This is a genomic window from Streptomyces sp. NPDC001889 (assembly GCF_053594535.1).
Window position 1 is genome coordinate 208,049 of sequence record NZ_JBSFER010000009.1, and the last position, 19,918, is coordinate 227,966.

Genomic DNA, 19,918 nt, shown 5'->3' on the forward strand with positions numbered 1-19,918 from the left:
GGACACGCTCCGTACCTCGTACGGTGCCGTGTGCGACGGTCCGGCGGGGGTCTGTGGGCGGTGGTCACCGGGTGCCCTCCCGTGTGAGCCTCTCCAGGGCGGGTACGTCCTTCCCGGTGACCAGGGCCGGGCCGGTGAGGACCGGACGGCCGCCGCCGGTGACATTGCGGTTGACCTTGTGGAGCCAGAGCTGGTCGACGGCGAGATAGCCCTGGAGGTAGGGCTGCTGGTCGACCGCGAAGCCGATCTCCCCGCCCTTGAGCTGTGCGACGACCTCCGCGTTGAGGTCGAAGGTGCTGATCTCGGCGCGGGAGCCGGCGCCCGACTTCGCCTTGACGGCGGCGGCGGCGAACGGCGCGCCGAGGGTGACCACGCTGTCGATGGACGCGGCGCTCTGGAGCTTCGCCTCGACGGAGGAGGTGGTCTGGGGCATGTTGGTGCCCTCGACGTGGAGGTTCTCGACCGTGCCGCCGAAGGTCTTCCGCACCCCGTCGCAGCGGGCCTCCAGGGAGACATTGCCCTGCTCGTGGATGACGCAGAGGGCCTTCTTCCGGCCCCGTTCGTTGAGCGCCTCGCCGACCGCCTCGCCCGCCACGGTCTCGTCCTGGCCGATGTGGCCGAGGGCGCCGAGGTCCCGGGAGAAATCGGCGCCGGAGTTGATGGTGACCACGGGTATCCCGGCCGCGACGGCCTTCTTCACGACCGCGCCGACCGCCTCGGGCTTGGCGAGGGTGACGACGATGCCGTCGACCTTCTGGTCGATGTAGGTCTGGACGAGCTGGGCCTGCTCCTTGCCCTCCTTGTGGGCGGCGTAGAGGAAGTCCGCGTTGTCCTTGCGGGCCGCGACCTTCGCGCCGCTCTGGACGATGTCCCAGAAGGTGTCGCCCTCGCCGGAGTGGGTCACCATGGCGATCTTCAGCCGTTCACCCGTCGCCGGGGCTCCGCCGCCCCCGGCCCTCCCCGGCTCCCCGGTGCCGCCGCCGTCCGTGGCCTCCTTGCCGCCGGAGCCGCTGCATCCGGCGATGAGGGCCAGCGCGCACGCGGTGAGCAGGGCCGTTGCCGTGCGAGAGGTACGCATGGTGGATTCCGCCTTCTCTCCCGGCCGCCGGGTTGCGGCTGGGTGAGTGTCTACGGCGGCCACCCGGCGCCGTCAAGACTTTGTCCGAACATCCTTACGCGGCGGGGGCCGGGGCTCTCCCGGACCGGACCCGCACGGGCCGCGGACCCGCGCGGGTCAGGAGCGGACCAGGAGCTGGAACTCGAAGGAGTACCGGGAGGCGCGGTAGAGGTGGGAGCCGAATTCGACGGCGCGCCCGGTGTCGTCGAAGGTGGTGCGCTCCATCGTCAGCACCGGTCCGCCCGGTTCCTCGGCGAGCAGCTCGGCCTCGGCGGCGGTGGCGGCCCGGGCGCCGACCGACTGGCGGGCGCTGTGCAGGGTGGTCCCGGCGGCCCGCATCAGCCGGTAGAGGCCGGTGGCCTCCAGCTGCTCGGTCGCGCAGTCGAGCACCCCGGCGGGGAGGTGGTTGGTCAGCAGGGCCATCGGCTCGCCGTGGGCGTACCGCAGCCGCTCGATCCGCTGGACCTCGCTGTTCTCCGCGAGACCGAGGGCGGCGGCGACCCGGGCGCCGGCCGGCTCGGGGGCACTGCCCAGGACCACGGTCGCCGGGCGCTGGCCGGCCGCCTCCAGGTCGTCGTAGAGGCTGCTCAGCTCCAGCGGGCGCCGGACCTGGCTGTGCACGACCTGGGTGCCGACTCCCCTGCGGCGTACCAGCAGGCCCTTGTCGACGAGGGACTGGATGGCCTGGCGCACGGTCGGCCGGGAGAGACCGAGTCTGCCCGCCAGTTCTATCTCGTTGCCGAGCAGGCTGCCGGGGGTGAGCACGCCGCGCTCGATCGCCGCCTCCAGCTGCTGGGACAGCTGGAAGTAGAGCGGGACCGGGCTGGTGCGGTCCACGCTCAGCTGGAGAGACAGGGACGAGGCCGTCACGTGTCTGGGCTGCTTGGGCACGGGGGCGAGCGTAGTCGCCGCCCCAGGTGACGGGAAGTCGTGAGGTTCGATTGTCAGGACAAAGTGTTGACACGGTGGCGGCGCGGCGCCATTTTTGGCCCATGCGCATCGGATTGATCGGGACGGGACGGATCGGCTCCTTCCACGCGGGCGTGCTCAGCCGCCACCGGGAGGTCGGTTCACTGGTCGTGGCGGACGCGGACCCGGCGCGGGCGGCGGCCGTGGCCGAGCGCACCGGCGCCACGGCGGCCCCCAGCGCCAACGAGATCTTCTCCTGGGGCGTGGACGCCGTGGTGATCGCCTCGGCGACCGCCTCGCACGCCGAGCTGATCGCCCGGGCGGCCCGCGCCGGGCTCCCGGCCTTCTGCGAGAAGCCCATAGCGGCGGATCTGCCGGGCACGATCAGCGCGCTGCGCCAGGTGGAGGCGGCGGGCACCGTCCTCCAGCTCGGTTTCATGCGCCGCTTCGACGCGGGCTACACGACCGCCCGCGAGCTGCTGCGCTCGGGGCGGCTGGGCCGGCTGCACACCGTACGGGCGATCACCTCGGACCCGGCGCCGCCGCCCGCGGAGTATCTGCCGCTCTCCGGCGGGCTGTACCGGGACTGTCTGGTGCACGACTTCGACATGGTGCGCTGGGTGACCGGCCGGGAGGTCGTGGAGGTGTACGCGACCGGCTCCGACGCGGGTGGGGCGATGTTCCGCGCCGCCGGTGATGTGGACACCGCCGCGGCGCTGCTCACCCTGGACGACGGCACGCTGGTGACGGCGACGGCGACCCGGTTCAACGGCGCGGGCTACGACGTCCGGATGGAGCTGGCGGGCGAGCTGGACCAGTACGCGGTGGGGCTGGACGACCGTACGCCGATCACCTCGACGGAGCCGAAGGGCCCGCCGCACGCGGACAGGCCGTGGCCCGGCTTCCTGGAGCGGTTCGCGCCCGCGTACGAGGCGGAGCTGGACACCTTCGTCAGGCTGCTGCGGGGAGAGGCGGAGAACCCGTGCGACGGGTGGGAGGCGCTGGCGGCGCTGCGGATCGCGGAGGCCTGCGAGCTGTCCCGGCGCGAGCACCGGCCGGTGCGGACGGAGGAGATCCCGGCCGGCTGAACGGGCGGGCCGGCCCCTCCCGTGTCCGCCCCGGCGGCGACACCCGGCGGGGCGGACACGGGAGGGGCCGGCCCGTCTCAGCCCTCCTTACTCCTCCTTCTGCTCAAGGAGGCCCGCGTCATGGGCGAGCAGCGCGATCTGGACCCGGTTGTTGAGGCCGAGTTTGGCGAGAATGCGCGAGACATGGGTTTTCACGGTCGGCACGCTCATATAGAGGGCCGCCGCGATCTCCGCGTTGGACTGGCCCCGGCCCACCGCGACCGCCACCTCCCGCTCCCGCTCGGCCAGCGCCCCCAGCCGCCGCGCCGCCGACCGCCCGCGCGGATCGGCGCCCCGGTCCTGGCCCCGGCCCGCGACATGGGACATCAGCTGACGGGTGACCGCCGGGGAGAGCACCGGATCACCGGCCGCCACCGGCCGGACCGCCTCCACGATCTGCGCGGGCGGGGTGTCCTTGAGGACGAAACCCGCGGCCCCGGCGCGCAGGGCCCGCAGCACCTGTTCATCGGCGTGGAAGGTGGTGAGGAGGAGGACCTGCGGGGCCTCGGGGCGGCGGCGCAGCTCCTCCGTGGCCGTCAGCCCGTCCACCGCCGGCATCCGGATGTCCATCAGCACCACATCGGGTGCCAGCCGGTCGACCAGCGCCGGAACCTCGGCGCCGTCCGCCCCCTCCCCCACGATCAGCAGATCCTCCGCGCCACCGAGCATGAGGGAGAGCCCCGCGCGCACCAGGGGATCGTCGTCGACAACGAGCAACCGGATAGTCATGCGGCCCACGGTAGCCAGGCCCGGACCCGGAACCCGCCGTCACCCGTGCGGCCGTGCCGGAGGCTTCCGCCGGCGAGGGTGGCCCGCTCGGTGAGGCCGATGAGCCCCTGCCCCGAGCCGGGCACCGCGCGGACCTCGCCGACGGGGGCCGGGTTGTCGACCGCCACGGTGACCCCCTCGCCGGGGCGGCCGGTGACCGCGACGGTGACCTCCGCTCCGGGGGCATGCTTGCGGGCGTTGGTCAGGCCCTCCTGGGCGATGCGGTAGACGGTGCGCCCGGTGGCCGCGGGGACGGCGGCGGGGTCGGGGATGCGGTTGTCGAGGACGACCGTCATCCCGGCGGCCCGGGACTCGGCGATCAGGGCGTCGAGAGTGGCGAGGGTCGGCTGGGGCCGGTCGCCCGCCTCGGCCTCGCCGGGGGTGCGCAGCACGCCGATGATCTGCCGCAGGTCCTGGAGCGCCTCGTGCGCGCTGTCGCGGATCACCCCGGCGGCACGGGCGACCTCGGCGGGCGGCGCGTCCGGCCGGAACTCCAGCGCTCCGGCGTGCACGCTCAGCAGCGTCAGCCGGTGGGCGAGCACATCGTGCATCTCACGGGCGATGGCCTCGCGGGCGAGCCGCTGGGCCCGCTCGGCCCGCAGCTCCGCATCGGCCTCCGCCCGGTGGGCGCGCTCGCGCAGCACGACGACGAGCTGCCGGCGGGAGCGGACGAGCATGCCCCAGCCCATGGCGAGCAGGGTCATCACCACCCCGGCGATGATCGAGCCGAGGACGCTGAGGGTGGGATCGGGACGCAGGAGCGGCTGGATGACGGCGGTGACCAGACCGACCGCCCCGACGAGGGCGACGGGCCGGAACGGGCGGTGCACGGCGACGCTGAAGAGGCTGGCCACGAACGCCCCGCCCGCGACGGGCGTCAGCGCGCCGGCGACCGCGAGGGCCAGGGCGAGCCCCACCGGCCAGCGGCGGCGCAGCCACAGCGCGCAGCAGGCCGCGGCACCGAGCAGCTGGTCGAAGACGACGATCGCGTGCGAGCCGTTGATCTCACCGCTGGCCTCGGCGGCGGCCAGTCCCACGCCGGCGGCGAGCAGGAAGACCAGGGTGTCGATGAGCCAGTCGCGCACGGTCCGCCGCGGTCTGCCCGGGGCCGGGTCGCCCGCGAGTTCCGCGACAGGGGGGTCCGCCATGGCCGAGGGGAGCAGCCAGCGGTATTCCGTACGGGTCATATCGAACAACCTACGCACCGGGCGCGGGCGGACCGTGCCACCGGCGGCGGAAAGCTACCAAAGTCGGGGAACGGGAGACTTTCGGCCGGGCGGCCCATCCGGAGGGCCGACGCGGCGCTCCGGCCGGGCGCTCCAGGATCGGCGCATGAAGAGGATTCTCGAAGGTGCGGGTTTTCTGCTGCTGCTCGGCGGTGGGTGCGGGGTGCTCCGGGAGCTGACGGGCTGGTTCACCTTCCTGGGGTTCACCCGGTTCCTCACGGAGGGCATCGGCGTTCCGGAGGACCAGGTGATCTTCGCCAATGTGGTGGTGGCCGTGGTGGGGTTCGCCCTGCTGATGATCGGCGACCGGATGAGGTGACCGAGGGCTCCCGGGCGCGCCGGGCACCCGGGAGCGCGGTCTCTCGCACGGCGTCGGTACCGCGTCGGTACGGCGTCAGTACGAGCCGTACGCGGGGCGGCCCGCCTGCGCGTAGCTGAGGATGGCGACGCCCGACGCGGTGGTGCGGGCGGCCGTGTGGCGGAAGGCGGTGGGGGTGGCCCCCTCGGCGAAGAGCCGCAGCCCCTGACCGATGACCACGGGAAACACGAGCAGATGGAGGTTGTCCACCAGATCCCGCTCCAGCAGCGACCGGGCGAGCCGCCCGCTGCCGTGGACCTGCACCTCGCCCTCCGTACGGGCCTTCACCGCGGCGACCTCCTCGGCGAGGTCGCCGCCGCCGATGACGGTGGTGTTGTGCCAGTCGGCGGAGGTGAGCGTGGTCGACGCCACGTACTTGGGGAGGGTGTTGAGCCGGGAGGCGATCGGGTTGCCGGGGTCGGTCACCTTCGGCCAGTACCCGGCGAAGATCTCGTAGGTCTGCCGTCCGAGGAGGAACGCCCCGGCCCGGTCGAAGACCTCGGTCACGAAGGCGCCGAAGTCCTCGTCCCCGTACGGCACGGACCAGCCGCCCCGCTCGAAGCCGCCTCTGCGGTCCTCGTCGGGGCCGCCGGGGCCCTGCATGACCCCGTCGAGGGTGACGAACGTGGTGAGAGTGAGCTGGGCCATGGCGGGTGCCTGCTTCCGTGAGGTGCGGATCAGCCGGGCCGCGCGGTGCGGTCGCCGGTTCCGGCCCGGCCGGGGGCCGGAACTCATCGGCCGGGCCGGGGCGGAGCCTCCCTCGGGCGGGTGCGGCGGCTCAGCCGCCGAGGAGCCGGTGGCGCTCCCGGAGCCGGGCCGCTCCGTCGTCCGTCAGCTCCCCGAGGACCCGCAGCCGCGCGATCCCTCCGTCCGGGTGGATGTCGATGCGTACACCATCCCCCACCCGCGGCTCCGGGAGGACGAAGCGGTGGTTGGTGTCGGGCTGGAGCCGGGTCATCGGCAGCAGTTCGGACCAAGCGCCGCCGCCCTCACCGCCACCGCCGCGTCCGTCGCCGCCGTCGCCGTCGCCGTCGCGCACCGAGAGCCGTGCCCAGCCGGCGCTGTTCCCCAGCAGATAAGCGGTGTCGATCTCCACCGCGCGGATACGGGCCCGCTCCGTGAGCCGGTAGCGAATCCAGTCGCCGCCGCCGTCCCTGCGGCGGCGGGTCTCCCAGCCGTCGTCCATCCGGCGGGAGCGCCCGGGGCGGATGGTGTTCTCCGGCGGGGAGTAGAAACGGTCGGAGGCGTCCGTCACCCGTCCGCCGTGCTCCAGCGCCACCAGGTCGAAGGTGCCGAGCGCCCCGAGCCACTCCGGGTCGGGCACGACCTCCCCGTGCACCCGCAGCCGCGCGATGCCGCCGTCGGGGTACTGGCGGAGCCGCAGATGGGTGAAGCGGCGCCCGGCGGTGACGGTGAATCCGTTGGCGGCGTGGCCGCCGACGACGGTACGGGGGACGAGCGGCGTCCAGGTCACCTCCGGGCTCCCCAGCTCCTCCGGCGCGGGGGTACCGGTCACGGCGGTGGCCTCGACGGAGACGGACCGGGGGTGGTTGCCCCGGAAGTGCGCGGTGTCGACCACGATCCCGTGGACCACGCCGGGGGCGCCCAGCCGGATCAGCGCCCAGTCGTGGTCGTCGCCGGCCGGGTGCGGCCGGCCGGTGGAGGGGCCCCGGCGCCGGCGGGTCTCCCAGCCGTCCATGATCTTGCCCTTGTGGCCGAAGAGCCCGGGTTCGAAGACGGCGGGGCCGGGGAGCAGCAGATTCTCGCGCTGGGCGAAGAACTCATCGTTGGCGGCGAGGACCCCGGCGCCGAGACGGCGGTCGGCGAGGTCGGTGTGGTGGGTGAAGGGGAGGGGCGCGGCGCGGTAGTCGGCGTACGGATCGCCGCCGGTGTAGGGGCGGGCGTCCCCGGTGAAGCGGGCGGGGGCGCCGGGGCCGTCGGCGGAGGGGGCCGCCGGGCCCTCGGAGGGGGAATCGGAGGAGGGATCGGAGGGGGGATCGGAGGGGGAGGGGGTCATGGTCCGTCGCTCCTTTCGAGCAGCCGGCCGGCCGGGCCGCCCGGGGTGCCGTCCGCCGCGACGCGCCTGCCGCGCAGCCAGGTGGAGCGGACGACTCCATGGAGGGTTCTGCCCGCGTAGGCCGTGACCGGGTTGCGGTGGTGGAGCCGCGCGGGGTCGACGGTGAAGGTCTCCTCGGGGGCGAGGACCGCGAAGTCGGCGTCCCGGCCCGGCTCGATGGCCCCCTTGCCCGCGAGCCCGGCGAGGAGCGCGGGCCCCCGGGACATCCAGCGGGCCAGGTCGTCGAGGGTGTGCCCGCGCCGGCGGGCCTCGGTCCAGAGCACGGGCAGGCCCAGCTGGAGCGAGGAGATACCGCCCCACGCGGTGGCGAAGTCCGGGGACTTGAGGTCGGTGGTGCAGGGCGAGTGGTCGGAGACGACGCAGTCGATGATGCCGTCGGCGAGGCCCGCCCAGAGGGCGTCCCGGTTGGCGGCCTCCCTGATGGGCGGGCAGCACTTGAACTCCGTCGCCCCGTCGGGGATCTCCTCGGCGGTGAGGGTGAGGAAGTGGGGGCAGGTCTCGGCGGATATCCGTACGCCGTCGGCGCGGGCCGCCTTGATCAGCGGCAGGGCGTCGCCCGAGGAGAGATGGAGGATGTGGACCCGGGCGCCGAGACGGCGGGCCAGCGCGATGAGCCGGGCGACGGCGCTGTTCTCGGCGGCGCGGGGGCGGGAGACGAGGAAGTCCGTGTACCGGGGGCCCGGCCGCTGGGGTGTCAGCCGCTCCGGGTCCTCCGCGTGCACGATCAGCAGCCCGCCGAAGCCGGCGATCTCCGTCAGGGCGCGGGCCAGCTCGGCCGGTGGCAGCTCCGGGAACTCCGGTACCCCGGACGGTGACAGAAAGCATTTGAAGCCGAAGACCCCGGCGTCGTGCAGGGCGCGCAGCTCGCCGGTGTTGCCGGGCACCGCACCGGCCCAGAAGCCGGTATCGACCCGCACCCCGGGGCGGGCCACCGCCTGTTTGGTCCGCAGGGCGCCGACCGTGGTCGTCGGCGGGAGGGAGTTGAGGGGCATGTCGATCAGGGTGGTGACCCCGCCGGCCGCGGCGGCCCGGGTGGCGCTGGGAAACCCCTCCCACGCGGTGCGGCCCGGGTCGTTCACATGGACGTGGGTGTCGACCAGACCGGGGAGTACGGCGTCGTCGCCGACGTCCTCGACCCGGGTGGCGGGCCCGGCTCCGGCGCCGTACGGCAGTACCGCGGCGATCCTGTCGCCGGCGACGGCGACCGAGGCGGGCAGAGTGCCCCGGGGAGTGACCACCCGGGTGGAGCGCACCAGCAGGGTCACCTCGCCGACCGCCGCCACCCGTCCCCCTCTCGCCGCTCCCCGCGCGCCCGGCAACTCGCCGTGCAGTTCTACGAACTGTTGAACGAACCGCTGATGGAGTCTCACCCGGGCTCCGCCCCCCGTCAAGACTGCCGACGCCCCCGCGGCAACCCTTCCGGCGCGGGCCGCCGCGGCCGGGCGGACACCCTCCCGGCGCGTGCGGTCCGGGCCGGGCGGACACCCTCCGACCGGCCCGGACGCCCGCCGGACGGCGCGGTGCCGGGGACACCGGGCCCGGTAGGCTGCTCTCTTGTCCGTCCGCTCGAAAGGACCGTCACCCGTGCCGACGTCCAGCGCCAGTGCCTCCGATGCCGCCAAGTCCGCCGGCAACGGCGGTGTGCAGTCCCTGGAGCGGGCCTTCGACCTGCTGGAGAGGATGGCCGACGCGGGCGGCGAGGTCGGGCTGAGTGAGCTGTCCGTCAGCAGCGGTCTGCCGCTGCCCACCATTCACCGGCTGATGCGCACACTGGTGGCCTGCGGCTATGTCCGCCAGCAGCCCAACCGCCGCTATGCGCTCGGGCCCCGGCTGATCCGGCTGGGCGAGTCCGCGTCCCGGCTGCTGGGCGCCTGGGCCCGTCCCCATCTCGCCCGGCTGGTGGAGGAGACCGGCGAGACGGCCAATATGGCCCTGCTCGACGGCGATGAGATCGTCTATGTGGCGCAGGTGCCGTCCAAGCACTCGATGCGGATGTTCACCGAGGTCGGGCGGCGGGTGCTGCCCCACTCCACCGGGGTCGGCAAGGCGCTGCTCGCGGGATCGCCGCCCGATGCGGTACGGGCGCTGCTGGCCAGGACCGGAATGCCGGCCGCCACCGAGAAGACGATCACCAGCCCGGACGCCTTCCTGGAGGCGCTGGAGCAGGTGCGGCGGTATGGGTACGCGGTGGACGACAGCGAGCAGGAGATCGGGGTGCGCTGTCTCGCGGTCCCGGTGCCCAACGCGCCGACGGCGGCGGCCATTTCGATCTCCGGCCCGGCCGGGCGGGTGACGGACGCGGTGACGGTACGGATCGTTCCGGTGCTCCAGGAGGTCGCCAGGGAGCTGTCGGCGGTGCTGACGAGCGCGGGCACGGCCGCCACGGCCACGGGCTGAGAGCACCACGAGGCGCGGGTACGGACCGGGGGCGAGCGCTCAAGCGCGGGCACGGGCCCGGGGCGCGGGCGCCACGAGCGCGGGTGAGCCACGGGGCGAGGACCACGAGCGCGGATGGACGGCGGGGCGGGGCAGCGGGAAGGGCGGGAACCCGGTCGCTCTCCCGGGTCCCCGCCCGCTCCTCGTCGCCTCGGTCGCGGCGGGTCCGCGCCTCAGGACGCCTCGGCCGCCGCCGCCTCGATCAGATCGCTGATCTCCCTCGGGTGGGAGGCCAGCGACGCGTGGCTGGCGTCGAGTTCGATGATCTTGCGCGGCGACATCCGCTCGGCCATCCGGCGCTCGTTGTCCGGGTGGATCATGCGGTCGCTGGTGGAGACCTGGTACCAGGTGGGCTTCTTCCGCCACGCCGGGGCGGTGATGTTGTCGCCGAAGGTGGAGGCGAGCGGCGCCTTCTGCGTGATCGCCATGATCGTCGCCTCGTCGTCGCCGAGGTCCTGGCCGAAGCTCCAGTGGAACTTGTCCTGCTTGATCCAGAGATAGCCGTCGGAGTCGGGTGCGAGGTTCTCGAAGGCCGCCGGAGGGTTCTCCTGGCTGATCTGCCCCGGGCTCTCCCCCGCGTCGGGTGCGAACGCCGCGACATAGACCAGACCCACGACATTGGGCAGATCGCCGGCCTCGGTGATGACCGCGCCGCCGTAGGAGTGGCCCACGAGAACGACCGGTCCGTCCACCTGCTTCACCATCTTGCGGGTGCGCTCGGCGTCCTCGGCCAGCGAGGTGAGCGGATTCTCCACCGCGTAGAGGGAGCCGTAGCCACGGTTCCTCAGCTCCAGGATCACCTTCCCCCAGTGGGCCGCGCCTCCCCAGAACCCATGCACCAGAACGATTGCCGGCTTATCGGCCATAGCGGCTTCCCTTGCGTGCTAGAAGGTCGTTTTGACGCTTTCCTCCCCACGCTAAAACGCCCGCGCCGGGCCCGCCACCGCTGACGGGGGCCGGCCCGGGCGGACCGCCGGGAGGCTACCGGCCGCCTCCGCCGAAGAGGTCCACCGCGTGCCGCACCTGCATCAGGGCCGGCCCCAGCGCGCTCACCGAGCCGATCGCACCCGCGATCAGCAGCAGCGAGCGCCGCATCCGCGGAATGTCGGGCGTGCCCGATGCCGCCATCGTGGCCAGCACGGCGAGTTCGTCGTCCGCGATCCCCCGGTCGGGGAGCCGCCCCGGATGGCCCGCCAGCTCCCGGCGCAACCGGGAGACCGCGGCTCCCAGCGCCGCCGCCCGCGGGTCCTTCCCGCTCCCTGTCACCGGCGTCTGTCCCACGCTCCGCAACAAAGCACTCCCCCTCGCACACCCCGGGGACGGTCCCCACGACCGTCAGTCGACGGTCAACCACCCTGAGTTGCGGGCAAGTTAACGCCATCTCACTCGGTGAGCGCCACTCCGCGGACCGAATTCACGGTGACGGCTGGACGAACCCCCGGTATCGCGGCCCCGGCCGCGCCGCCCTGCCGCTTTCCGCGCCGGTCGTGCGACAGGGTGTCCCCATGACCTCACCGCAGCCCTCACCCCCACTCCCCTCGTCCGGCCGGGCCGTCGCCGGGCTGCTGCTCGCCGCGGGCGGCGGACGGCGGCTCGGCGGCCGGCCGAAGGCACTGCTCAGCCACCGGGGCCGTCCGCTGGCCGAGCACGCCGCACGGACCCTGCGCGCGGGCGGCTGCGGCCCGGTGCACGTGGTGGTGGGCGCGGCGGCGGACCGGGTGCGGGCGGAGGCGGAGTTCGGCGGCTGTGTGCTGGTCGACAACCCGGACTGGGCCACGGGGATGGGCTCGTCGCTGCGGGCCGGGCTCGCCTCCCTCGCGGGGACGGGAGCGGGGGCGGCCCTGGTGCTGCTGGTGGACCAGCCGGGCATCGGGGCGGCTGCGGTCGCCCGCGTCAGGGGCGCGTACCGCTCCCCCGGGACCCTGGCGACGGCCTCGTACGGCGGCGAGCGCGGCCATCCGGTGCTCATCGGGGCGGGGCACTGGGGGGCGGTGGGGGCGGGGGCGGTGGGCGATCGGGGGGCCCGGGGATATCTGGAGGCGCACTCCGGTGTGCTTCGGCTGGTCGAGTGCGGGGATGTCGCCGAGCCGTACGACATCGACACCCCCGAGGATCTCACCCGCCTGGGATGACGACCACGAGCGCCCCCGCACCACACACAACTCGACCACCCCCGGCCCACCCGGGCCCTGGGGGCGAACCAAGCCCCTCTGGGGCCCCTCCCAGAGGCAGCTCTGGGGGAGTTTGAGGACGGACCCCGCACCACAGGACCCCGCACAATCCCAAGGAAGCGAACCGGATCGCCTTCGAGAAGGTCAGGGCGGACAAGGACCGGGAGGCGGCCGACGGCTTCGACGGCTCCTGGGTGGCGCACCCGGATCTGGTGCCTCTGGCACAGGCGTCCTTCGACGCGGTCCTCGGCGACCGGCCCCATCGGAAGGACCGGCTGCGCGAGGAGGTCGCGGTCACGGCGGCTGAGCTGATCGCCGTCGACTCGCCCGACGCCCGGCCGACCCTCGACGGGCCGCGCAACGCGGTCCGGGTCGGCGTCCGTCACATCGAGTCCTGGCTGCGCGGCACGGGCGCGGTCGCCGTCCTCGGTCTGATGGAGGATGTGGCCACCGCCGAGATCTCCCGCTCCCAGCTCTGGCAGTGGATCAACGCCGGGGTGGTCTTCGAGACCGGCGAGACGGCCGCCGCCGAGCTGACCCGCCGCACCGCCGCCGGGGAACTCGACGCCCTGCGCGCCGAACTCGGAGAGACCGCCTTCGCGGAGGGCAAGTGGCGGGAGGCCCACGATCTGCCGCTGACGGTCGCCCCGGACGAGAGCCGCGCCGGCTTTCCGACCCTGCCCGCCCATGAACGGCTGACCGGCTGAACGGCTGAACGGCTGCTCGGCCGGCCGGGCCCTCGCCTCCGCCGCCCCGGCCGGCGGCTGAACTCCGCGGTGCCCGCCCCGCCCCCCGGGCCGGGGCGGACACCGCGAGTCGATTCAGCGGACGACGACCGTCCGCTGGGCCGAGAAGTCGCCCCACTTGCCGTCGGGGAGCTTCGCCCGGAGCTTGATGCTGTAGCGGGTGCCGGCCGGTTCGGTGACGGTCATGGTGTACTTCGCCTTGCCGTCCGCCGGCATGGCGCCCCAGACGATGGTGGTCGCGGGCTTCCCGTTGAGATACAGCTCATGGGAGTCGATCTCGCCGTCGGCCTTCGGCGGGGTCCAGCTCAGTTCGATGCTGCCCTTGCGGACCTCGGCCCGCAGATCGGTGGGGGCCGTGCTGGGGCCCTCGCCGGGGTCGGCGGCGGTGGTCAGATCCACGGCGTTGCTGTCCGGCGAGGAGTTCTCCCCCGCGTCCCGCGCCCGCACCGTGAAGGTGTAGACGGTGCCGGGGCGCAGCCCGGTGACCCTGGCGCGGGACTCGGTGCCCGCGACGCTGTGGACACGGGAGTCCTCCTGGTAGATGTCGTACGAGGTGACGGCCGTGTTGTCGGTGGCCTTGCCCCAGGTGAGGACGACGGCCCGCTTGCCGTCCAGTTCGCCCTTGAGCCGCACCGGCCGGGTCGGCGGCTTCTTGTCCTCGGGGGTGGGCTTGGGCGTGGTCACGGCTATCGCCGGGCTGGGCTCGGAGAGATTGCCCTCCGCGTCCCGGGCCCGCACGGTGAAGCTGTACGCGGTGCTGGGCTTCAGCCGGTCGACGTCGACCATGGTCTTGGTCGCGGGCAGGGAGTGGACCTTCTTGCCCTTCTGGAACACCTCGTAGCCGGTGACGGCCCGGTTGTCGGAGGACTTCTCCCACATCACATGGACGGAAGTGGCGCTGCCCGCCTGCGCGGTGACACCGGACGGAGTCGTGGGGGACTCGGTGTCCTTGTCGTCACCTCCGCAGGCGGTGAGGGTGAGCGCGGTCAGAACGGCCAGCGCGAGGAGTGTGGGGGGACGTTGCACGGGTGGGACCTCCGCAAGCGGACGAGAATGGTCCAGACCTATATGACACACCGGACGTCCGTACATCAAGACCTCACCGGGATTTCCCGGTCGGCCCACGGTCGGCCACCGCCGCTCGGCCGCCCCTCGGCCACCGCTCAGGTCAGGTTCGCGCCGGCCACCAGGAATCCGCAGATCAGTACCGCCAGAATGGCCAGCAGCGGCCAGACGAACCGCAGATACCGGTCGTATCCCACCTTCGCCAGCGCCACCCCGCCGATGGTGACCGCCGTGGTGGGGACCCAGAGGTTCATCCAGCCGCTCGCCGACTGCCACGCCGTCACCACCACGGCCCGCGAGACCCCGGCGAAGTCGGCGAGCGGGGCGAGAATCGGCATCGTCAGGGTGGCGTTGCCCGAGGTGGAGGGGATGAGAAAGGACAAGGGGAGGTTGACGACGAAGACGATGACCGCGAAGAGCCCCGAGGAAGTACCGCGCACCACGCCCTCGATGGAGTGCAGCACGGTGTCGGTGACCTGCGCGTTGGTCATGATGACCGTGACCCCCCGGGCGAGCACGATCACCAGCGCCGGGGAGATGAAGTCCGCCGCCCCCTGGACCACGGTGGCGCTGAGCCGCTGCTCGCCGAAGCGGGCGATCAGCCCCACCAGGACGGCGGCGACCAGGTAGAGCGCCGCCAGCTGGGGGAAGGACCAGCCGAGTTCGAAGCCGTACGGGACCGCGTCCGCGTCACCGCTCAGGGCGCTCGCCCAGGGGACCACCGAGAAGATCATGAAGGTGAAGACCAGGGCGACCACGATCAGTACGGTCCGGTGGAGGGCGGTCAGTTCCGGCGGGGCGCCCGCTTCCTCCCGGGCCACGGCGTGCTCGCGGTCGCCGGGGAGGAAGCCGGAGAGGGAGCGGTCCGGGTTCCGGCGGACGCGCCGCGCGTAGTGGACGACGTAACCGATCGTCACCGCCGTGAGGACCACCCACATCGCGGCCCGCAGCGCGATGCCGTCGCCGACGGAGATGTTCGCGGCGGAGGAGGCGACCCCCGTGGCGAAGGGGTTGACGGTGGAGCAGAGCACCCCGATGCCCGCGCCCAGGATGATGGTGCCGGTCGCCACCATCCGGTCGTAGCCGAGGGCGAGCATCAGGGGCACGATCAGCCCGTAGAAGCCGAGGGTCTCCTCGGCGAAGCCCTCGACGGTGCCGAGGAGGGAGAAGACCAGCATCACCCCGGCGATCAGCAGGGCACCGCGCTCGCGCAGCCGGTGGGCGAGACGGGCGATGCCGAGGTCGAGTGCGCCGGTGGCGAAGACCACGGTGATGAAGGCGCCGATGGCGAGGACGAAGAGAAAGACCCCGGCGCTCCCGTACAACTCGCCGGTGAGATCGGGGCCGACCTCTCCGGAGCTCTGGTCCTGGATGCCGTAGAGGCCGTTGACCGGGGCGAGGAAGAGATCGCCGAGGCGGTCGGTGAGGCTCCGCCCGCTGTCGACCCGGTGGTAGGTGCCCTCGACGGGCGCGCCGTCCGGGTCGTGGTCGTAGGACCCCGGGGGAATGAGGAAGGCCACCGCCCAGACCGCGAGGGTGACCAGGACCAGCACGGTGAGCGCGCTGGGGAAGGCCCTGCGCGCTCCGTCCGCCGGCCCGTCGGGAGGCCCGCCGGGAGCCGGTCCCGAAGGCGGTCCCTGGACCTGCCCCGGCCCCTGCCCTCCGGCCCGCTCCCCGGCCCGCTCCCCGGTCCGCCGCGAGGTGTGCTCCGGGGTCCGTCCCGAGGCCGTCGCCGGCGGGCCGGACGGGCCTTCGGCCCCGGATTCCGGATACATCGCTGGACCCCCTCACGGCCCGTGCGGCCGGCTCGGCTCAAGGTGAGTGAGAACAATGGATCACAGGGGTCCGGCGCTCCTATTGTTGCCGCGCCGTGACATTTTCCGGTGAGGTCTTCCGTGTTCGAATTCTCGATCGCTACCTTTCCCGGTGGGAATCCGGGAGCTCGGCCGGGTCATTCGACGTGCGAGGAAATCATGTCCGTCATCGATGAATACGTTTCGAACAATGTGTCGTACGCGGCGGCCTTCTCGGGGCCGCTCGCGCTGCCGCCGGCCCGGCGGCTTGCGGTTGTCGCCTGCATGGACGCCCGCATGGACATCTACCGGATTCTGGGGCTCCGGGAGGGCGACGCGCATGTGATCCGCAACGCGGGAGGGGTCGTCAGCCAGGACGTACTCCGCTCGCTGACCATCAGCCAGCGGCTCCTCGGCACCAGGAAGATCATGCTGATCCACCACACCGACTGTGGAATGCTGACCTTCAAGGACGATGAATTCAAACAGCAGATCGAAGGGGACACCGGAATCCGTCCCTCCTGGGCTCCGGAGGCCTTCCGCGACCTTGAGGACGATGTACGGCAGTCCGTGCGGCGCATCGAGGTCGACCCCTCCATTCCGCACAAGGAATCCCTCCGCGGATTCGTTTTCGACGTGGCCGACGGAAGGCTGACGGAAGTGAAGTGAGCGCGGGCAGGGGGCACACGGGGGATTCCGTTCCGAAGGCGGCGGCGCGGAGATGAGTTTCCGGCTCCGGGATGGTCTCCTCTTGTATGAACGAAACCTCACCGACCCCACCGACCCCGCACACCTCCGACCGCTCCGGCGCCCCCGACCCGGTCGACGACGCCGGAATGCGGCCGGCCGCCGACGGAGTGGCCCGGCTGCTCGACGCGATCGGGGACGACCGGCTCGGGGACCCCACACCCTGCCCCGGGTACGCCGTACGGGAGCTGCTCGGGCATCTCACCCTGCTCTCCGCGGCCTTCCGCGACGCGGCCCGGAAGGAGTTCGGCCCGACGACCGACACCGACCCGGGGGAATCGCTGCCGGTGCTGGACGAGGAGTGGCGGTCGCTGCTCCCCCGGCGGCTCACCGAACTGGCGGCGGCCTGGGAGCGGCCCGCCGCGTGGGAGGGGACGACCCGGGCCGGAAATGTGGAGCTGCCCGCCGGGATCGCCGGCCGGGTGGCGGTGAATGAGCTGGTCGTCCACGGATGGGATCTGGCCCGTGCCACCGGACAGGAGTACGCGCCCGCGGAGTCGAGTCTGCGCACCTCCTACCGGCTGCTGAGCCCGGACGGGGACGACGCGGGCCGGGCCGGGATGTTCGGGCCGGTGGTGGAGGTCCCCGGCACGGCGCCGCTGCTCGACCGGGTGGTGGGTCTGAGCGGGAGCCGGCCCGACTGGCGCCCCGGGGGCTGAGCCGGGCGGGTCAGGAGGGTGCCAGCAACTGCCGGGCGCGGGCGCGCAGCCGCTCGTCACCCGGGATGATCTCCGGCTCCGGGCCCGAGACCACCACGCGCGGATCGCGCTCGGCGAGCGCGGTGAGCCGGGCCGTCACCTCCGGGGTCAGTGCCACCAGGCCGAGGGTGTCCAGGGCCTCCAGGGCCGTCTCCCACTCCACGCCCAGCTCGGCCGAGAGAAGCAGCAGACCGGCGGCCCGGACCGGGTCCGCCGGCTGACCCATGGAGTGCAGCGCGAGCAGGGCGCCCGGAGCCTGCCGGGGGTCGTCGAGCAGGCCCTCCAGGGCGGGGGCCAGGGACGTGGCCTCGGCGCCCAGGCAGCCGGCCGCGCGGGCCGCGAGCGCCAGCTCCCCGCGCGTCCACATCCCGTCCGCCGCCTCCGCGAGCACTCCCCCGAGCACCCGCACCGGCTCCTCGGCCTCGCCCGTCAGCCGCCACAGCGCCAGCGCGGCCTGCGTGTCGGTGTTCAGCTGATGGGCGACGCGCTTCCGGCCCCGTGGGGTCAGGGCCCGCCGCAGCTCCGGGACCAGCGTCTTCCCCTCGGGGCCCAGCTCGCCGGCCGCCCGCGCCGTCCCGGGGTCCGGGCTCTCGGCCAGCGCCTCCTGGAGGGCGCTCACCAGCGGGCCCGTCTCCCCGGTGAGGGTCCGCAGGGCCTCGGCCGCCGCCCGGCGGCCCGCCGCCCGCGCCGACTCGGCAGCGGCGGCACGCCGCAGAAGAGCGGCGGTCTCCTCCCGGTGCTCCGGCGGACAGACCGCGGCGAGCGCTTCCGCCGTCCCGGTGGGAAACCGCTCGCAGAGGGCCGACAGCTCGGGCAGGGCGGCGGCGGCCCGGGGGCCCCAGCTCCGCAGCAGCCCGGCCAGGCCGTCGGGGTCGCCCGCGGCGGGGTCGTCGGCGCCGGCGATCCGGGTGAGCCTGATGCGGATCGCGTTCAGCAGCTCCGTGGCGTAGGGGATGCCGAGGGCGGGGAGGCGGCCGGGACGACCGGTCACCGCGCGCATCGTGCGGGGCCTGCCGTCCAGATCGCGGGCGAGGAGCGGGCCCGCCTGTTCGGGCGCGATCCGGAGCAGCGCTTCGAGCGCCCGGTCCGCGAGATCGCCGGCCGGGGCGGCGAGCGCGGCGAGCAGCGGGGCGGCCGGGGCCGCGTGTCCGCCGAGCTTGCCGAGGACCGGCAGGGCGGCTGCCGTGACCGTGGACGACGGGTCCCCGATCAGGGCCAGCAGCGCGGGGGCCAGCCGGGCCGGGGCGCCGCGCGAGATCATGCAGGCGTGCTCCGCCGCCCAGAGCGCCTCCGCCCGCGCCCCGGGGTCCGGCAGCCGGAGCGCGGCCTCGATCAGCTCGTACGCCCCGGTCCGGTCGGCGTCGGTGTCGCGGCGCAGCAGCGCGTCCACCGCGTAGTGGAGGGGTTCGCCGTGGTCGGCGTCGATACGGCCGGCCACATGCGGGCCGGCGGGCAGCAGCGACACCATCGCCTCCCGGTGCGCGGGGGTCCAGGCGAGGCCCAGGTCCAGGGAGGTCAGCACGGCGACGACGCGCAGCTCGGCCGGGGTGTCGGGGGTGAGGGCGGCCAACGCGGCGGCCGCGCCGCCCACCGGGTCCACCGCGGCGATGGCGGCGAGCAACTCGGCCCGCACCGAGGGGAGCTCCTCCCGCGACCGCCAGTGGCGGCGCAGCTCGGGCAGGGCCGCGACGGAGCCGGTGCGGCCGGCGGCCCAGACGGCCGAGGCGCGCACCTCGGGGTCGTCCGAGCCGAACAGCGGGAGGATCAGGGGGAGCTGGCGGGCGACGGCCGCGCGGCAGGACCCGGGGTGGGGTGTGCCGTGCTCGTCCCGGCTCTCGGCGATGCCGCCGAGGAGGGCGAGCAGTTCGGCGGGGAGGGTTCCGGTGGAGGCGAGGCGGGCGAGGAAGGGGACGGTCTCGGCGGTGGCCGCGTAGACCGTGCCCTGGTGGAGGATGGTGCTCCACAGCTCCTCCAGGGCTTCCTGCGCCCGCTCGTCGTCGGCCGCGAGCGCGCGGAGCAGGGCGGGCAGGTCGTCGGCCTCGCCGTAGGCGTGGTCGAGGTCGCGCCAGCGCACGCGGTCGAGATCTGCGAAAAGCTGCTCACGGTCCATGCTCCCGAGCATCCCACGGGGGTCTGACAACCCCCCGCCCCGCACCTGTGCGTCTCCAGCCCGTCTGGGGCACCTCCCGGACGGCCCCTGGTCCACAGGACCCCGCACCCCGCAAGAACCAGCCCGTCTGGGGGCACCTCCCAGAGCCGGCTCTGGGGGAGCTTGAGGACGGCCCCCGCACCACAGGTGACCCGCACAACTCCAGCCCGTCTGGGGGCACCTCCCAGAGCCGGCTCTGGGGGAGCTTGAGGACTGACCCCGCACCCCGGACAGCCCGAGCAAACCCAGCCCGTCCGGCAAACCCAGCCCGTTCGGCAAACCCAGCCCGTCCGGCGCTTGAGGACGGACCCCGTGCCACAGGACCCCGCACCCTGCGGGCCACGGTCGGGGGCCAGCCCCCGAACCCCCGCTCCTCAAACGCCGGAGGGGCTGATGTGGTGCTGCTCAATCGCCGGAGGGGCTGGGGGTGGCGGCTCAGCTTGCCGGAGGGGCTGGGGTGCTGCGGCTCAAACGCCGGAGGGGCTGGGGGTGGTGCTGCCTCAAACTCCCCCAGAGCTGCCTCTGGGAGGT

Annotated in this window: 18 protein-coding genes and 1 pseudogene; 7 read left to right on the forward strand and 12 right to left on the reverse strand. The window is 73.8% G+C overall.

The genetic code is table 11. The features are described 5' to 3' along the window. Positions 1-64 precede the first annotated feature (64 nt). Both ACWCRA_RS12545 and ACWCRA_RS12550 read right to left on the reverse strand, forming a co-directional pair. The gene (locus tag ACWCRA_RS12545) at positions 65-1,078 is read right to left on the reverse strand and encodes a substrate-binding domain-containing protein (protein WP_351555679.1); all 1,014 of its coding nucleotides are present in this window, start codon (positions 1,076-1,078) and stop codon (positions 65-67) included. A 156-nt stretch (positions 1,079-1,234) separates the two neighbouring features. Then, a complete protein-coding gene (locus ACWCRA_RS12550; protein WP_351555682.1) occupies positions 1,235-2,008 on the reverse strand; it encodes a GntR family transcriptional regulator in 774 nt (257 codons plus the stop codon). Positions 2,009-2,109: 101 nt separating this feature from the next. Here ACWCRA_RS12550 and ACWCRA_RS12555 point away from each other — a divergent pair, with 101 nt between their 5' ends. After that, complete coding sequence (locus ACWCRA_RS12555; RefSeq protein WP_351555684.1) at positions 2,110-3,114, forward strand: Gfo/Idh/MocA family protein; 1,005 nt, start codon at positions 2,110-2,112, stop codon at positions 3,112-3,114. Between the two features lie 87 nt (positions 3,115-3,201). Here the strand turns inward: ACWCRA_RS12555 and ACWCRA_RS12560 are convergent, their stop codons facing one another. Further along, complete coding sequence (locus ACWCRA_RS12560; RefSeq protein WP_451067407.1) at positions 3,202-3,882, reverse strand: response regulator; 681 nt, start codon at positions 3,880-3,882, stop codon at positions 3,202-3,204. Then, a complete protein-coding gene (locus ACWCRA_RS12565) occupies positions 3,879-5,108 on the reverse strand; it encodes a sensor histidine kinase (RefSeq protein WP_351558945.1) in 1,230 nt (409 codons plus the stop codon). The genes ACWCRA_RS12560 and ACWCRA_RS12565 overlap by 4 nt, the downstream gene beginning before the upstream one ends. A 145-nt stretch (positions 5,109-5,253) precedes the next feature. Between ACWCRA_RS12565 and ACWCRA_RS12570 the strand changes: the two genes are divergently transcribed. Next, positions 5,254-5,466: a hypothetical protein gene (locus ACWCRA_RS12570; RefSeq protein ID WP_351558947.1), complete on the forward strand. Its 213-nt coding sequence runs from the start codon at positions 5,254-5,256 to the stop codon at positions 5,464-5,466. A 75-nt stretch (positions 5,467-5,541) separates the two neighbouring features. Here the strand turns inward: ACWCRA_RS12570 and ACWCRA_RS12575 are convergent, their stop codons facing one another. The 3 genes from ACWCRA_RS12575 to allB all read right to left on the reverse strand — a co-directional run bounded on the left by ACWCRA_RS12575 (position 5,542) and on the right by allB (position 8,865). After that, on the reverse strand, positions 5,542-6,153 hold the full coding sequence (locus ACWCRA_RS12575) for a dihydrofolate reductase family protein (protein WP_351558949.1): 612 nt from the start codon (positions 6,151-6,153) through the stop codon (positions 5,542-5,544). A gap of 130 nt (positions 6,154-6,283) precedes the next feature. Next, positions 6,284-7,522, reverse strand: a complete 1,239-nt coding sequence (gene alc / locus ACWCRA_RS12580; RefSeq protein ID WP_451067408.1) for an allantoicase — start codon at positions 7,520-7,522, stop codon at positions 6,284-6,286. Then, a complete protein-coding gene (allB, locus tag ACWCRA_RS12585; RefSeq protein WP_451067435.1) occupies positions 7,519-8,865 on the reverse strand; it encodes an allantoinase AllB in 1,347 nt (448 codons plus the stop codon). Before allB ends, alc begins: the two co-directional genes overlap by 4 nt. Before the next feature lie 301 nt (positions 8,866-9,166). Here allB and ACWCRA_RS12590 point away from each other — a divergent pair, with 301 nt between their 5' ends. Continuing rightward, positions 9,167-9,979, forward strand: a complete 813-nt coding sequence (locus ACWCRA_RS12590) for an IclR family transcriptional regulator (protein WP_451067409.1) — start codon at positions 9,167-9,169, stop codon at positions 9,977-9,979. Between the two features lie 212 nt (positions 9,980-10,191). Here the strand turns inward: ACWCRA_RS12590 and ACWCRA_RS12595 are convergent, their stop codons facing one another. Together ACWCRA_RS12595 and ACWCRA_RS12600 are read right to left on the reverse strand one after the other, a co-directional pair. Beyond that, positions 10,192-10,884 (reverse strand): alpha/beta hydrolase, encoded by a 693-nt coding sequence (locus tag ACWCRA_RS12595; RefSeq protein ID WP_351558957.1) that lies wholly within the window; start codon positions 10,882-10,884, stop codon positions 10,192-10,194. Positions 10,885-10,999: 115 nt separating this feature from the next. Beyond that, positions 11,000-11,311, reverse strand: a complete 312-nt coding sequence (locus ACWCRA_RS12600) for a DUF5955 family protein (protein ID WP_351558959.1) — start codon at positions 11,309-11,311, stop codon at positions 11,000-11,002. Between the two features lie 212 nt (positions 11,312-11,523). Between ACWCRA_RS12600 and ACWCRA_RS12605 the strand changes: the two genes are divergently transcribed. Both ACWCRA_RS12605 and ACWCRA_RS12610 read left to right on the forward strand, forming a co-directional pair. Next, a complete protein-coding gene (locus ACWCRA_RS12605; protein ID WP_351558961.1) occupies positions 11,524-12,150 on the forward strand; it encodes a nucleotidyltransferase family protein in 627 nt (208 codons plus the stop codon). A gap of 155 nt (positions 12,151-12,305) precedes the next feature. Further along, a pseudogene (locus ACWCRA_RS12610) lies at positions 12,306-12,896 on the forward strand (malate synthase A); the annotation flags it as partial. 114 nt (positions 12,897-13,010) lie between these two features. On the opposite strand, the gene ACWCRA_RS12615 reads toward ACWCRA_RS12610, so the two are convergent. Then, on the reverse strand, positions 13,011-13,961 hold the full coding sequence (locus ACWCRA_RS12615) for a fibronectin type III domain-containing protein (RefSeq protein ID WP_351558963.1): 951 nt from the start codon (positions 13,959-13,961) through the stop codon (positions 13,011-13,013). Positions 13,962-14,098: 137 nt separating this feature from the next. After that, positions 14,099-15,775, reverse strand: coding sequence for a YfcC family protein (locus tag ACWCRA_RS12620; protein WP_451067410.1), 1,677 nt, complete (start codon positions 15,773-15,775; stop codon positions 14,099-14,101). 198 nt (positions 15,776-15,973) lie between these two features. Here ACWCRA_RS12620 and ACWCRA_RS12625 point away from each other — a divergent pair, with 198 nt between their 5' ends. Both ACWCRA_RS12625 and ACWCRA_RS12630 read left to right on the forward strand, forming a co-directional pair. Then, the gene (locus tag ACWCRA_RS12625) at positions 15,974-16,462 is read left to right on the forward strand and encodes a beta-class carbonic anhydrase (RefSeq protein WP_451067411.1); all 489 of its coding nucleotides are present in this window, start codon (positions 15,974-15,976) and stop codon (positions 16,460-16,462) included. Between the two features lie 86 nt (positions 16,463-16,548). Then, positions 16,549-17,199 (forward strand): TIGR03086 family metal-binding protein, encoded by a 651-nt coding sequence (locus tag ACWCRA_RS12630; RefSeq protein WP_451067412.1) that lies wholly within the window; start codon positions 16,549-16,551, stop codon positions 17,197-17,199. Positions 17,200-17,209: 10 nt separating this feature from the next. Here the strand turns inward: ACWCRA_RS12630 and ACWCRA_RS12635 are convergent, their stop codons facing one another. Continuing rightward, complete coding sequence (locus ACWCRA_RS12635) at positions 17,210-19,348, reverse strand: hypothetical protein (RefSeq protein WP_451067413.1); 2,139 nt, start codon at positions 19,346-19,348, stop codon at positions 17,210-17,212. Positions 19,349-19,918 lie beyond the last annotated feature (570 nt).